We start from the raw sequence: 15,542 nt of genomic DNA on the forward strand, positions 1-15,542 counted from the left end.
TAAAAAAAGCCAGTCAGTAAGGGCTGACTGGCTTTCGGGCTGAACCTAATAAGGTGCTGCGTGTTTCCGTCTCGTTTTTCACTCTACCGCATATTCCTTCATTTTATTTTCGTCAGGCATCGTGCCATTGAGCTTCTTTAGCACTTCCTTCGCTTCCTTCAGCACGCGGATACACTGCTCGCGCGTGATAGTAAGCGGTGGCTCAATCCTGACCGACTTGGCATTATTCAGAGTACCCGCCACCAGAACATTACGTTGAAACAGTTCCTTCGCGAAAGCATACCCGATTTCGTTTTTCCTGAACTCGATAGCCTGCAACAGCCCCATTCCTCGTGCTTCAATAATCAATTGAGGATAATCGGCCGCCAGTTGCTGTAAGCCCTGTAGCAAAAACGCCCCTTGTATCGCCGCCTGTTCAGGCAGGTTCTTCGTCAGCAACTCATTGACGGTTGCCAACGCCGCCGCACAGGCCAGCGGATTGCCGCCGAACGTGGTGGTGTGCAGAAACGGGTTTTCAAACAGCACGGAGAAGACTTCTTCCGTCGCCACCGTCGCCCCAATCGGCATCACTCCACCACCCAACGCCTTCGCCAGACACAGAATGTCAGGCTGCACGCCATAATGCTCACAGGCGAACATTTTGCCCGTGCGTCCCATGCCGGTTTGTACCTCATCCAGAATCAGCAATGCCCCAACCTCATCGCATAATGCTCTGACCGCAGGCAAGTAATTTTCCGGTGGCACAATCACGCCGCCTTCCCCCTGAATAGGCTCAAGGATAATGGCAGCAACATCATCGCCGGTCTTCTGGCATTGCTGAACCTGCTTACGCATGGCGCTGATATCGCCAAAAGGCACATGATGGAAGCCGGGTAACAGCGGCATAAAAGGACGACGAAACGCAGGCTTGGCGGTGGCTGAAAGCGCCCCCAGCGATTTACCGTGGAACGCGCCGGTCGCAGCGATAAAGGTATATTTGCCGCGCGGCGACTGGTAAGCCTTCGCCAGTTTCAGCGCCGCTTCAACCGATTCCGTTCCGCTATTGCAGAAGAAGCTGTATTTCAGATTGCCCGGCGTTAGCGCCGCCAGCGTTTTTGCCAACAGCCCACGCAGCGGGTCAAGCAGCTCCTGACTGTGCAGCGGTTGTCTGGCGAGCTGGCGTTCAACAGCGGCAATTACATTAGGGTTACGATGCCCGACGTTGAAAATACCGTAACCGCCGAGGCAGTCCAGATATTCATTCCCTTGGGTATCAATCAGCGTATTCGGGCCGCTGGCGCGCCATTCAACTGCGCCGTAATCGCCGCCGGTAGTGACAGATTTTCGGTATTCCAGAAAACCCGGGTTGACGTATTCACGAAAACAACTCAAAACTTCTCGATTCAGTGCCGCCATGTCATCGTGGGATAGCGTGTCACTATGAATCCAATGCAGTGCCTGCTGAGTACACTCTAGCGGGTTAAGGTGGGCGTTTGATCTGGACAAAATGCGCTCCTTGAAAACGGACATCACGCGATGCCAATTTAATTAATGCACATAACACGCCAGTCGCCCGCCCCAAACCAGAATAAAATACAAAAACGCGATCTAAACCAAAAATCCAGCAGATAATTTGAACCAAATATTAATATGAGAAATTAATAACCAATTGGCTCGGTGAATGCCAGGATGAAGAAAAATAAAGCCTCGTGTGATGCCCCGCTTTTGCCCAACGCGCCCTCTTTTGGGGCGCGCCAGATCAGGACAAATGCGCTATGCCATTATCGGCTTCCCGTTCAGGACTCACCATTCAAGATAAAGCCTCGTTCGGCAGACCGGCGATCCTCAGTGCCGGATCATGATATGGCGCACGATGGTGTAATCCTCCAGACCATACATCGACATATCTTTGCCGTAGCCTGACAGTTTCTGCCCGCCGTGCGGCATTTCGCTCACCAGCATGAAGTGGGTATTCACCCAGGTACAGCCGTATTGAAGACATGCGGCAAGACGGTGCGCCCGCCCGATATCGCGCGTCCAGACCGACGAGGCCAGCCCGTAATGCGAAGCGTTGGCCCAGCCAATCACCTGCGCTTCATCGTCGAACGGTGTAATGGAAATAACGGGACCAAATACCTCTTTCTGGACGATCTCATCTTCCTGCTTCGCGCCCGCCAGCACCGTGGGCTGGAAGTAGAATCCCTGCCCTTTCACTCGCTCGCCACCGGTCACCGCCGTAATATGCGGCAGCGCTTTAGCGCGTTCGACGAACCCCACCACGCGTTCCAGTTGCTGCTCAGTAATCAGCGGCCCCAGTTCGGTGGTTTCATCGTGCGGATCGCCCATTTTCAGCGTCGCCACCGCGTTACCTAATGCTTCCACGACCTTATCGTAGACGGCACGCTGCACATACAGCCGACAGGCGGCAGTACAGTCTTGCCCCGCATTATAGAAACCGAAGCTGCGAATCCCATCAACAACCTGATCGATATCGGCATCGTCGAAAACAATCACCGGCGCTTTGCCACCCAGCTCCATATGCGTCCGTTTTACGCTTGAGGCAGTATGCGACAGAATATGCGCGCCGGTCGCAATCGAACCGGTCAGCGACACCATGTTCACTTTCTCATGCCCCGTCAGCGCATCACCGATGTCAGCACCGCGTCCGAACACAATATTCACCACGCCTGCCGGCAGAATCTCCGCCAGCAAATGCGCCAGATAAAACGTGGTCAGCGGCGTTTGCTCCGCCGGTTTCAGCACCACACAGTTCCCCGCCGCCAGCGCCGGTGCCAGCTTCCACGACGCCATCATCAGCGGATAATTCCACGGTGCGATGGACGCCACCACGCCAACCGGGTCGCGCCGGATCATCGAGGTGTGCCCTTCGAGATATTCTCCGGCCGCCGAACCGCTCAGACAGCGCGCCGCGCCGGCAAAAAAACGAAACACATCAGCAACCGCAGGCACTTCATCATTCAGCGCCGCATGGTAGGGCTTACCGCAGTTCAGCGATTCAAGCCTGGCAAACGCCTCAGCGTTTTCTTCAATGGCATCGGCAATCTGTAGCAGTAGCGTCGCGCGCGTTTTCGGCGTGGTCTGTCCCCAGTGTGCAAAAGCGGACTCGGCAGCCAGAACGGCTGCATCAACCTGGTGCAGATCGGCCTGCGCAATGGCGGCAATTTGCTCTCCCGTGGCAGGGTTGAATACCGCCAACGCCTCGCCCTTACCCGCAACCAGCTTGCCTTCTATGAGTAATTTGTCGTGCATACATTTTCCTTACAGAGAGAAAACCGTCGTGTTTTTCACCACTATCTGCAAAATGTCTGTGCAAAAAACCTGCCACGTTGCACTGACTTATCAATCCGCTCTGCAACCGGCAGCCTTATGCTAAGGCGCGTTGCCCGATGCTTTCTTCGTCTGCGTAGCGGCCTGTCTGGCTTCCTCCGCCAGCGCCTCGATCTCTTCTTCCGTTAGTTGGTCTGACGCCTCGTGCACCTTTGCCAGCCCTTCGCTGACCGTCACCTCTTTAGGATCCTGCGCTGAGTCCTTCGTGGTCATTTCTGCTCCTCCCGATGAAAGAATAAACCAGCAAAGATAAGTGTAGTCGATGGCAAAAATCCGCCAATCTGAAGAAGATTTAACTCTGCTTTTCATATCGGCATATGTGATAATAATTATCAATTACATTAAATTTATTATTCAGGGCCTTACCCCGTCGACGGACAGTGCTGTGCATTGCTATGGATAGCGCCGTGGCAAGGGAAAGGGGTTCTGTTGCCGCAGAGTCGGCGGGAAGGTCACCTGACGGGACGTTGGCATGTCAGAGTCTGAACTCAGAATGCTGTTCAACCACTATGCAGAGCGGTTAGAACGCTATCTCAATCATAAACTGCGCGACCCTCAGGCAGCAGCAGATCTGGTGCAAGAGAGTTTTTTACGGTTAGCGCAACGGCTGGAACAGCAGAATGATGTAGACGACAAGAAGGCATATCTCTATAAGACAGCAAATAATTTGCTGCTTGACCATGTTCGCCACCAGCAGCGCTGGCAGATGGCGACGTCCGTTGACGATACGGAGGCGACGTTGGAATACCTGCCGGATGCCGCGCCCCAGCTCGATCAAACGGCCATCGCCCAACAGGAGCTGGAACGTCTGGCAAATGTGCTGTCGACGCTACCTGAACGCACGCAGTTGATATTTCATCTGCACCGGTTTGAACACATGACGCAGGCGCAAATTGCTCAGCAGTTGGAGATTTCCCTCAGCACCGTTGAGAAACATCTTGCCATGACGTTGCACGCGATGATGACGATCCGCACCTCGTGAAACGCGTCGCCCATCATGAAATAATCACAAATTATTTACGGGTTTATTGCCGTCAGACGTCTACATATTTAGAGACCCTACACACTCCAGGCCTACAACATGAATGATTATCCCCCTGAGATCCAGCAGCAGGCAGCACGATGGGCCATACGTTTGGCCGAAGCGCCGCTGGACGATGAACAGGAACTGGCATTCCAGCACTGGCTGGCACAGGATCCGCGCCATCGCCACGCGTTGGAACAGGCAGGGATGCTCTGGCATGGGCTCGGGTCGCTCAGCGCCGAGCAACGGCAAGTGCTGCAACCACAACCGCCAGCCACCTTTCTCATCAGGCGCGTCAATCGCGCGACGCAGTGGAAAATCGCGGCCTTACTGCTACTGGGTTTCAGTATCGGCACGACGTGGATTTCCGACGGTATCCTCATGCTGCGCTCGGATTATCATGCGGTACATCAGGTCAAACACGTTACGTTGCCGGACGGCAGTGAGGTCGATATGGATGCGGGCAGCGCCATTTCACTCGCTTATACGCCGCAAGAGCGGCGCGTCACGCTGTTACAAGGCTCAGCCTGGTTCACTGTCGCCCCAACAACCACTCAGGAAAAACGCCCTTTTCTGGTTGATGCGGCCTCAGGCACCACGCAGGCGCTGGGCACGCAGTTTATTGTGCAAAACGCCTCACAGACAACGACCGTCGGCGTGGTGGAGCACAGTGTTCAGGTCACGGCAAACGGGCAATCATTGCAGCTTGATGAGCAGCAGGCGGCACGCTATACCGAACAAGGAATGACGCGACTCCCCGGCTGGAATAGCCGCGAGCGTGGCGACTGGCGGCGTGGCCTGCTGATCTTTGATCAACAGCCGCTGGCCGTCGTCATCGCACGTATCAATCAGTATCGCGCTGGCACGATCGTCATCCCTACGTCAGCGCTGCGCCAGCGTCAGGTCAGCGGCATTTTTTCACTGAACGAACTGGATGGTGCATTGCAAACCATCGCCACCGAACTGGGTGCCAAAACCGTTTCACTCCCCGGCGTCACCGTTCTGTACTGATCTCTTTCTCCCCTGTCTTCCCCATCCCTGCCACGCCGCTCAGGCGTGGCGATCTCTCATAAATGCCCTTTACGTTCACAAGACCGCAACGTGCCATAGAAAAAAATTTAAATATTTTTTTACGGGTTCTGTCTTCTCAGCCGTCTTCATATTTAGGTAATGATTTTTATTATCATTTTCATTAAGAAAAGAAGGGGTAACTATCCCTTTGTTTATTAATGATTATTGATGATTTAACGAATGGCAGACCAGGCGAAAAATGTTTAAAAGAACACAACAGCAAAACAGCCGATTGTTACAACTTAATCCACTTTCTCTTGCCGTCGGCATCGCACTGTCGCTGCCTGCTTCATTCCACTATGCGCAAGCAGAAACACCGGCAGCCAACGTTCAGGAGGCGGCTCGCCACAGCGTCGCCTTCTCCATCAGCCCGCAGCCGTTAAGCAGCGCGCTGCTGCGTTTCGCTGAACAGGCGGGGTTACAGGTCTTTTTTGCCGACGTCAAACTGGAAAATATGCAGGCCACTTCCCTCCAGGGGCGTTTCACGCCAGAGCAGGGGCTACGCAGGATGATCGGCACTAACCCAGTCGATTTCCAGATCGGTAGCAACGGCGTCATTACCTTGCGGCCTCGTTCAACCAACGTCGATACGGCCAAAATAGACGATGTGATGACGGTGCGCGCCTTTACCGTCGCCAATCCCGGTGACTGGATCTACGAACAGCCGCGCGCAATCAGCGTTATTTCACGCGAGCAGATGGATAACCGCCCTTCCCGCCATGCCGCCGATCTGCTGGAACAATCCGCTGGCGTTTACTCCAGCGTCAGCCAGCAGGATCCTTCGCTGTCGGTGAACATTCGCGGCATACAGGATTATGGTCGCGTCAATATGAACATTGACGGTATGCGGCAAAACTTCCAAAAAAGCGGTCACGGACAGCGCAACGGCCAGATGTATATCGATTCAGAATTACTCTCTGGAGCCACGATTGTGAAAGGTGCCACAAGCGGCATGGGTGGTGCTGGCGCGTTTGGTGGCATCGCGACATTTAACACCGTCAGCGCCAGTGACTTTCTAGCCCCGGGCAAAGAATTAGGTGGGAAGCTGCACGCTAGTACCGGCGATAACGGAACGCATTTTATTGGCAGTGGCGTTCTCGCGCTGGGTAACGAAAGCGGCGACATTCTGGTCGGTGCCAGCGAGCGCCATCTGGGCGACTACTGGCCTGGAAACAAAGGCAAAATTGGCGATATTCGTACCGCATCGGGAAGCGACGAAAACACACTTCGCGCCAGCGAATCACTGAAACATGGCAAAGTCACTGACTCAGGCCACACGATGCGATCTCGTCTGGCTAAAATAGGTTGGAACCTTCCCGCTAATCAACGCATCCAGTTAAGTTACTTGCAAACCCAGACAGACTCGCCCAATCCCAGTATGTTGACGAATACCACGTTTCCCGAACTGGGTTGGAAAAAAAGTGGATTTAGCAACATCATGTCACGCAGCAGCGCACTGGATTATCACTTGAACCCAGACGATCTCGACTGGATCGATTTTAGCGCAAAACTCTACTACGTCGACACAACGGATGAATCAGATACCTACAGTACCAGCAGCAGCATCAATAATAGTTATTGGACGCGCAGCCGCATGCGAACTTACGGTATACAGGCACAGAATACCTCACGCTTTAGTTTACCCGCCCAGCATACGCTAAGCGCCAACTACGGTATTGACGTTTTCTACGACAAAGCCAACAGTGAATCCACGCGCGAATCGATGGCAGGCGTTACGCCTGATGGTAATCGCTCTCTGGCTAGTCTGTTTGCCAATCTGACCTACGGCTATGATGATTTCCTAACACTAGAAGGCGGCCTGCGTTATGACCGCTATCGTCTGCGTGGCACCACGGGAATGGAGATCACCGAGTTCCCATATACAGTGGACGCCCCCTGCACAGCAAATCGTCTAACGCTTTGCTCAACCGTCAAGAATACTCACCTCTGGAAGGTGGATAGCGAAACCGGAAAGTTTTCTCCTACCGCCGCGATAGCGATTAAGCCGGGAATAGGCTGGCTGGAATTGTTCAGTAATTATGGCAAATCATGGCGTCCCCCCGCCATCACGGAAACCTTGACTACTGGCAGCGCACACTCATCATCAACGCAATATCCCAATCCCTATCTGGAACCAGAACGATCCACTGCGTGGGAAACGGGATTCAATGTTACGGCCAGCGAGTTGTTCACGGAATCCGATCGTCTGGTTGGAAAGGTGTCATATTTTGATACCAAGATAAGCAATTATATCAATATGGAAATCGGGCGAATTAAACCCGGTGTCTATACTGGGGCAGGTTCTGGTAACGCTGCCTACGTCAATAATCTGGTAAAAACGCGTTTCCGCGGCATTGAATATCAATTGAATTACGACACGGGTCGATTTTATGCCGACCTGACCTACACCCGAATGATCGGTCAAAATGATTTTTGTTCAAACCCAGCTTGGCTTGGCGGCGTTGTCATCCGCGAGGGCGGACGAAATAATTACTACGCCACCCCCTATGATCAAGTTAACAACTACGTCCAATGCAACTACGGCACCGTTTTTAGCTCGTCATCCTATATGCCAAGCGATCGGGGAAGTCTCACGATTGGCACAAGAGCGTTCGATCGTAAATTAGATGCTGGAGCCGTAATCCGCTACAACCGCGGCTATCAGGATCGCTCGGCGGTCAATCAATCAGGGGGCACTGGCAATTTCTATGTCGCCGACTGGCCGAAATATACCCTATTCGATCTCTATGCCAGCTATCAGGTAACGAACAATTTAAAGGTTAGTGGAGCGATAGAAAACGTTACTAATCGCGCATACATCGTTAGTTATGGCGATTCAATTTCATACACGCTGGGGAGAGGAAGAACCATCCAGGGTGGAATTGAATATCGCTTCTAAGCATTCTTCGCAGGAATTGTCTGCGAGTGAATCAGCCGCGAGTTATTTTGATGCGCGGTTCGACAGAGGGGGTAAAACACCTCCGTTCATCAGATAGAGTATTAATGAGGAATAAAACATGAGTTTAAGTATTCAGTATGACACCGAGTTTTCCAGTTATTCTATCTCCCAGTATCTGACCGAATGGGCCTCTTTATTCGGCGATGCAAACCATACCAACAATAACGTCACCGACAGCAACTCTGGGGGCTTCTACGGTGGCACCTCCTGGAATAACGGGACACAATATGCTCTGGTCAGCCCGAATAACGACACCTCTGCCTTCGTTGCCGAAGGCAATCTGACATATCAATTCTCTAACCACGTTCTGTACGGTCAACTGGACACACTAACCTTTGGCGACGGCCTGAGCGGTGGCACCAGCACCGAATACGCGATTCAAGAACCCCAAGTCACCTTTAGTGGTCTGGATCTCTCTAGCATCGTGGATAGTGGCCGTGAGGGTGTGGTACACGAAGTGGTTTACGGCCTGATGAGCGGCCAGGTTCAGCCGCTGCTGGATGCGCTGACTAACGCGGGTATCGATATTAACGCCAGCCTGGATAGCCTGAGCTTCGCAACAGCGACCTCCGATGCTGCGCTTTCTGCCGATACCGTGGTTGACGTGGTTGGCGTCGCCGAAACGGCCGATCTGCTGGCGGCATAAGAAAACGGCTAAAAGATGACGCTTTTAGCCGTTTGAGTGAACACCGTCGCGGTACGGAGAGAGTCATACCCTAAATAATTCACGCGGCACGGATGCGGCGTGAAGTATGACGGGCACGGCACCGCGGCGGTCTACTGAGTGTAATAACCGTTGGCAAACCGCGTCAATAGCGGTACGGCTAACCGCTTTCCCCTCTTCCACCCTGTGGGTACACCACGGTGAGAATGATGGCGACTTTATTGAAGAAGGAACATCCCATGCCCGCATCCCATCCGACTTCATCAGGCCGGGAGATTATTGACGCGCTGGCCGCCTACCGTCAGGGGTTCTGGGGAATTGGCCTGTTCAGTGCTGTTATCAATCTGCTGATGCTGGCACCGGCGATTTATATGCTCCAGGTTTATGACCGCGTATTGCCTTCCAGCAGCACCATGACGCTGGCGATGCTGACGATCATTATGCTAGGGCTATTTTTATTGATGGGATTACTGGAATGGATACGCAGCGCCGTGGTGATTCGCCTCGGTACGCAGATGGATATGCGACTGAATCAGCGTATCTACAATGCGGCGTTTGAAAGCAATCTCAGGAACGGCACGGCAAGCGCCGGCCAAGCCTTAAACGATCTGACTGCCCTGCGCCAGTTCGCCACCGGGAATGCGCTATTTGCCTTCTTTGATGCGCCGTGGTTTCCGGTTTATCTGCTGGTGATTTTCTTACTTCATCCCTGGCTGGGTGTTATGGCGCTGGCGGGGGCAATCATACTGATTGTGCTGGCCTGGCTAAATCAAAAACTCACGCGCGAACCTTTGGCCTTAGCCGCACAAAACACCGTTCAGGCGACGCAGCAGGCCAACGCCAATCTGCGCAACGCCGATGCCATTGAAGCCATGGGGATGCTGCCCGCCATGCGCGAACGCTGGCTGACGCAGCACCAAGCGTTTCTCTATTATCAGAACGTTGCCAGCGAAAAAAGCGCCAACATTACCTCGCTGACGAAGAGCACCCGGCTGGCGCTCCAGTCGCTAATGCTGGGTTTAGGCGCGCTGCTGGCCGTCAACGGCGATATCACCCCCGGTATGATGATTGCCGGATCCATTCTGGTCAGCCGCGTCCTCAGTCCGATCGATCAGATCATTGGCGTCTGGAAACAGTGGATGCAGGCGCGCCTCGCCTGGCAGCGTATCAATCTCCTGCTCGATACTCATCCGGCACGCACCGCTGGCATGGCGCTGCCAGCTCCGGAAGGCAAACTTCAGGTGGAGCAGCTCAGCGCCAACGCACCTAATACCCGCACTCCCATACTCGCCAATATCACGTTTGACCTGGCTCCCGGCGATGTACTCGGCGTGTTAGGCCCTTCTGGCTCGGGTAAATCCACCCTCGCCCGCCTGCTGGTTGCCGCCATGCCCGCTCTCGGTGGCAAAGTCAGGCTGGACGGCGCAGACATGCACCAGTGGGACAAAGGCGACTTAGGCCGCTTTGTCGGTTATCTGCCACAGGATGTGCAGCTTTTCAGCGGGACGATTGCCGAAAACATTGCCCGCTTCACCCAGCCGGATGCAGAAAAGATCGTTGCCGCCGCCGTCACGGCAGGCGTTCACGAGATGATTCTTCGGCTGCCGCAGGGCTACGATACGCAGCTGGGTGAAGGCGGAGCCGGGCTGTCCGGCGGTCAGAAGCAGCGTGTCGCCCTTGCCAGAACCATCTACAACCAACCGCGCCTGATTGTGATGGATGAACCCAATGCCAGCCTCGATGACGACGGCGAGAAAGCCTTATTGGCCGCGATTGCCGCCCAACAGGAAGCCAAAAGCACGCAGGTACTGATCACACATAAACCCGCCCTGCTGTCCTGCGCCAATAAGCTGTTAGTCCTGCGCGCCGGACAGATTCAATATTTCGGTGCAACAGAGCAGGTGCTGAAAGAGCTACAGCGTGCCAAGCCCGCCACTGCTTCTACGGCCAAACCGATGACGAAACCCGCCAGCGCCAAACCTGTACCAGCTAAAACAGCCGACGCCGCCAATGCCTTTACCCCAAAAGAACCCGGTTCCGCCGGGCTGAGCATGGTGTACAGCGCGCCAACGCCACGCCGTGCCGCACCGGATAAATGAGGCTTAGCGCATTGATAACGAACGTCTGCCGTCAGAAAAGCATCATGGAAAGAAGAGGATAACCATGTCCGCGTTACGTGAAGTCACATCACAGCCAACAGCCCCACGTACTCAAGTAGAGGATAACGTTGCGGCAATGCCGTTACATACCGATGCCGGACGCTATTTAAAGCATGGCCTCTGGCTGGTGCTTATCGGCTTTGGTGGCTTGCTGCTGTGGGCTGGCATGGCACCGCTGGATAAAGGCGTCGCCGTATCCGGTCGGGTCATTGTCGCGGACAATCGTAAAGCCGTACAGCCTGTCAGTAGCGGACGTATCGCTTCACTCACCGTGCGGGATGGCGACCGCGTGCAGGCTGGGCAAGTTCTTGCCACGCTGGATCAAACACCCGCTCAGGCACAACGTGACAATCTCGTCACCCAGCTTCAGGAAGCACACGCGGGCGAAGCGCGTCTGCTGGCGGAACGCGACGATCTGAATACGATTGCTTTCCCCGCCCCCACAGAACAGCACAGCACCGTCACACAGCAAATTCAGATCGCCCAGCAGCAGCTTTTCATCAGCCGTCGCGCCGCGCTGCAACAGGAACGTACGGCAATGCAGGCTGCCATCATCGGGGCAAAAGCGCAGTCGCAGGGGTCACAGGCGCTGCTGGCCAGCAGCCAAACGCAATTCCAGATTATCAGCGAACAGCTGCGCGGGCTACGTCCGCTGGCGCAGGAAGGCTATATCGCCCGTAACCGCCTGCTGGATGTCGAGCGACAGGCCGCCCAACTGGCTGGCGCGATTGCGCAGGAACGAAATAATCAGGTACAGCTCCAGCAGCAGGTCGTCGAGCTGGAGCAAAAAATTCAGCAGCGTCAGAACGAATACCAGAAAGAGGTACGCGCCCAGCTCGCCGATACCCAGCGTTCCATTCAGGATCTCACCCAGCGCCTAAAAACAGCGGAATATGAACTCCAGCACACGCACATTCGCGCGCCCGCCAGCGGCACCGTCGTCGGGCTAGCGCTGCATACCGAAGGCGGCGTAGTCAATAGCGGACAGATGCTGATGGAAATTGTTCCCGATGGGCAACCGCTCTTGATTGACGCGCAGTTGCCTATCGAGCTGGTAGACAGAGTCAGCAACGGGCTACCGGTCGAGTTGCTGTTTTCTGCGTTCAACCAAAGCACTACCCCGCGCATTTCCGGTGTTGTCGCATTGATCGGTGCCGATCAACTCGTCGAACAACAGACCGGAAAACCCTATTACGCACTGCGTATTCACGTCGATGAACAGGGTAAACAGCAGCTCGCCGGACTGGACGTTCGTCCCGGTATGCCGGTGCAAGCCTTTATTCGCACCGGTGAGCGCTCCCTGCTCAACTACCTGTTTAAACCACTGTCCGATCGCCTGCATCTGGCGCTGACCGAGGAGTAATCATGCTGCGCCTTTCATCCGTTTATCGCGCGGCAATCCGCTCCCGTTATGCCATCCCCCTTGTTCTCACGCTGTTCTACAGCGCACCGACTCAGGCACTGGGATTAATGGAAGCCTGGCAGCATGCACTAACCCACGACCCGGCTTTTCAGGCTGCCGTGCATGCGCGTAATGCCGACAGCGAAGAAAAGAATATCGGGCGCGCCGGACTCTTACCGAAAGTCACCTATGACTACAGCCAGTCGCGTAACGACTCCACCGTTACAACGGGTGGCCAACAGTCGGAACGGGATTACACCAGCCGCGTCTCCAGCTTTTCCCTGCAACAGCCGCTTATCGACTACGCGGCATGGTCGCGTTATCAACAGGGTGAAGCCAGCGCCGTGCTGGCCGACGAACAGTTGCGCGATGCCAGCCAGCAGTTGCTGGTACGTCTGTTTCAGGCCTACACCAACGTGCTGTTTAGCCGTGAACAGATTACACTGGTTCAGGCTCAGCAGCGCGCCTATCGCGAGCAATATCAACTGAATCAACGCCTCTTTCAGCAAGGCGAAGGCACCCGCACGGATATGCTGGAAACCGAAGCACGGGTCAACCTGACGGAAGCGCAGCTCATCGAAGCGCGGGACAATCTGGATATCAGCATGCGTGAACTGGAGACTCTGCTGGGGATGCCCGTTGGTGTGGATCAGCTTGCGACGCTAACGCCACGCTTTATGCCGCAACCGCTTCAGCCTGCAGGCTACCAGCACTGGCAATCATTGGCGGTACGCCACAACGCTCAGCTATTAGCGCTAAACCAGTCGCTGGCCGTGGCGAAATACAGCATTGAGCGTAACCGGGCGGGTCACCTGCCGCAGGTCACACTGGTCGCCAGCACGCGCAATACGCAATCAGACACCGAAAACAGCTACAACCAGAAATACGATACGCGATCGATTGGCATCCGCGTCAGCGTACCGATTTTTGCCGGTGGTGGTGTCTCTGCCGCAACGCGTCAGGCGCAGGAGCGCTATCAGCAAACGGCGCGGGAAAAGGACGAACAGACGGCGACAATACAGACGGAACTGCGTCGCCAGTTTAATCTGGTCACCAGCAGTCAGGCGAAAATCCGTGCCTATGAGCTGGCGGAAAAATCAGCGCTGGCACTGGTTACCGCCACACAGAAGAGCGTTCAAGGTGGAGAGCGCGTGAATCTTGACGTACTGAATGCTGAACAGCAGCTCTACGGTGCACGGCGCGATCTGACCGAAGCACGCTATACCTGGCTGACGGCCTGGCTACAGCTGCGTTACTACGCCGGTACACTGGACGAGCAGACGTTGCGTCAGTTAGCGACCTATTTCGTGCATAGCTAGATAACGTTTATAGACACTTCCGAAATGTTGATAATACGGCTGTTCCTATCCATTTACCGGCGTCGGCTCAGTCGAAGTATGCCGATACCGCAGTGGGATTCTTCTCACGTTCCAGATCCCCTTTTCTTTATCTTCTCTCGCGTTAAAAGCGGGGAAAAACTTTCTGCAACTGCGTTGTCATGACCTTCTCCACGTCGACTCATACGGTCTTTCGAAGCAGGCCGTTAGCTCATATGGCGATACGCTTAACGCATACCGCCCCCTCTATATTGCTGTATGCGTTTGTGATTGCGATTTATCGACAGTGAGTAACATAATGCCTACATTATTATCCTGGCCAGTGTAGTTAGAGGTTGTATCGATGAGTGCAGACCCCCTCCCGAAAAATTTGCCGTTGAGTAAACAACAAGTACGAACCTTACTGGAATTGATTAGTGATGGTGTTTGGGACTGGGATGCTAATACAGGCTATGTCTATCGTAGCCCGGGGTGGTATACAATGTTTGGCTATCCTCTCAACTCACTTCCCAATACGGTTAAAACCTGGGAAGAACTTATCCATCCAGATGACTATGCCCGTGTGATGGCTCATTTTGAATCGTGTATTAATCAGCATGAGTCATACCGAATTGAATACCGGTGCCGTTCCAAGAATGGCCAATATATCTGGATAGAAGATCGTGCCCATATTATCGTGCGTAATGATGATAATTCAGTGGCACGGATGCTAGGGGTGCAAACCAATATTGATGCAGCTAAGCAGTTGATGTTCGCCCTGGAGTGGAAAAATCATTCTCTGGAAGAACTCATAGAAGAACACACTTTAGAGTTATCCAAAGTAAATCAGCTGTTGCAGAAACAATTGGATAAAAATAGAGAACTGGCAGAGCACGATGCGTTAACGCAAACCGCCAACCGCTACGCTCTGGACAGGATCCTTGAGCAACAAGTAGAGCGAGCCGCTCGCTTTCGCCATTCCTTATCCTTGATTTTCATTGATGTCGATGATTTCAAGTTGATAAATGATAAGCATGGGCATATCCGAGGCGATGCGGCATTGATTAACGTCGTTTCATGCATTCAGGATTGTTTGCGTGAACAGGACTGTCTGGCTCGTTGGGGAGGAGATGAATTCGTCATTGTACTGCCATCAACCTCAATAGAGGAAGCATGGCAAACATCGATAGCGATACAGCACGCGATGAGCCGTATGGCACCCATTGACGATCACCAACTGACACTTAGCTATGGGGTCGTCCAGTGGCGCAAAGATGAAAGGCCAATTGATTTTCTACATCGCGGTGATCTGGCGCTGTATCAGGCAAAATTAAATGGAAAAAACATGCTTTCTCGCTGAAAAACATAAGCAAGTATAACCATTTTACCATAGTGGTCACATGACAAACTCATGGCTGCCCCTGCGTTAAACTCAAGTAGCATGTTAATCTTCTGTTTATGCCAAGGCAGCCACTATGCAAGCAAGCGGTTCAGGAAAAACGCCAAATCGGTGACAAATCTTAGTTGATCACGACATGCTGATATGGTCGATATTCAGCCTTGGAAAGGAAATATTCGGCATTCAGATATTCTAAAAAATTTATAGAAATTTTCTATTAA

11 protein-coding genes are annotated in these 15,542 nt (G+C 53.7%); 8 read left to right on the forward strand and 3 right to left on the reverse strand.

Annotated elements, in window-relative coordinates; all coding sequences use genetic code 11:
* Nucleotides 1–78 precede the first annotated feature (78 nt).
* The 3 genes from ygjG to I2D83_RS14915 all read right to left on the reverse strand — a co-directional run bounded on the left by ygjG (nucleotide 79) and on the right by I2D83_RS14915 (nucleotide 3,540).
* Nucleotides 79–1,434, reverse strand: a complete 1,356-nt coding sequence (gene ygjG, locus I2D83_RS14905) for a putrescine aminotransferase (protein WP_476739476.1) — start codon at nucleotides 1,432–1,434, stop codon at nucleotides 79–81.
* Nucleotides 1,435–1,824: 390 nt separating this feature from the next.
* Entirely contained in the window at nucleotides 1,825–3,249 is a 1,425-nt protein-coding gene (gene patD / locus I2D83_RS14910) for an aminobutyraldehyde dehydrogenase (RefSeq protein WP_205946821.1), read from the reverse strand.
* A 120-nt stretch (nucleotides 3,250–3,369) separates the two neighbouring features.
* Nucleotides 3,370–3,540: a hypothetical protein gene (locus tag I2D83_RS14915; protein WP_180777169.1), complete on the reverse strand. Its 171-nt coding sequence runs from the start codon at nucleotides 3,538–3,540 to the stop codon at nucleotides 3,370–3,372.
* Nucleotides 3,541–3,799: 259 nt separating this feature from the next.
* On the opposite strand from I2D83_RS14915, the gene I2D83_RS14920 reads away from it, so the two are divergent.
* The 8 genes from I2D83_RS14920 to I2D83_RS14955 all read left to right on the forward strand — a co-directional run bounded on the left by I2D83_RS14920 (nucleotide 3,800) and on the right by I2D83_RS14955 (nucleotide 15,282).
* Nucleotides 3,800–4,309: an RNA polymerase sigma factor gene (locus tag I2D83_RS14920; RefSeq protein ID WP_015839685.1), complete on the forward strand. Its 510-nt coding sequence runs from the start codon at nucleotides 3,800–3,802 to the stop codon at nucleotides 4,307–4,309.
* Nucleotides 4,310–4,408: 99 nt separating this feature from the next.
* Entirely contained in the window at nucleotides 4,409–5,362 is a 954-nt protein-coding gene (locus tag I2D83_RS14925) for a FecR family protein (protein WP_181844447.1), read from the forward strand.
* Nucleotides 5,363–5,621: 259 nt separating this feature from the next.
* Nucleotides 5,622–8,321 (forward strand): TonB-dependent receptor, encoded by a 2,700-nt coding sequence (locus I2D83_RS14930; protein WP_205946822.1) that lies wholly within the window; start codon nucleotides 5,622–5,624, stop codon nucleotides 8,319–8,321.
* 118 nt (nucleotides 8,322–8,439) lie between these two features.
* Nucleotides 8,440–9,027 (forward strand): heme acquisition protein HasA, encoded by a 588-nt coding sequence (locus I2D83_RS14935; RefSeq protein WP_181844449.1) that lies wholly within the window; start codon nucleotides 8,440–8,442, stop codon nucleotides 9,025–9,027.
* 257 nt (nucleotides 9,028–9,284) lie between these two features.
* A complete protein-coding gene (locus tag I2D83_RS14940) occupies nucleotides 9,285–11,144 on the forward strand; it encodes a type I secretion system permease/ATPase (RefSeq protein ID WP_205946823.1) in 1,860 nt (619 codons plus the stop codon).
* A 64-nt stretch (nucleotides 11,145–11,208) separates the two neighbouring features.
* The gene (locus tag I2D83_RS14945; protein ID WP_181829504.1) at nucleotides 11,209–12,567 is read left to right on the forward strand and encodes an HlyD family type I secretion periplasmic adaptor subunit; all 1,359 of its coding nucleotides are present in this window, start codon (nucleotides 11,209–11,211) and stop codon (nucleotides 12,565–12,567) included.
* Between the two features lie 2 nt (nucleotides 12,568–12,569).
* Nucleotides 12,570–13,925, forward strand: coding sequence for a TolC family outer membrane protein (locus I2D83_RS14950; protein ID WP_205946824.1), 1,356 nt, complete (start codon nucleotides 12,570–12,572; stop codon nucleotides 13,923–13,925).
* Between the two features lie 361 nt (nucleotides 13,926–14,286).
* Nucleotides 14,287–15,282 (forward strand): sensor domain-containing diguanylate cyclase, encoded by a 996-nt coding sequence (locus I2D83_RS14955; protein WP_205946825.1) that lies wholly within the window; start codon nucleotides 14,287–14,289, stop codon nucleotides 15,280–15,282.
* Nucleotides 15,283–15,542: the final 260 nt, after the last annotated feature.

The sequence above is a fragment of the Pectobacterium aroidearum genome (assembly GCF_015689195.1).
Classification (GTDB): domain Bacteria; phylum Pseudomonadota; class Gammaproteobacteria; order Enterobacterales; family Enterobacteriaceae; genus Pectobacterium; species Pectobacterium aroidearum.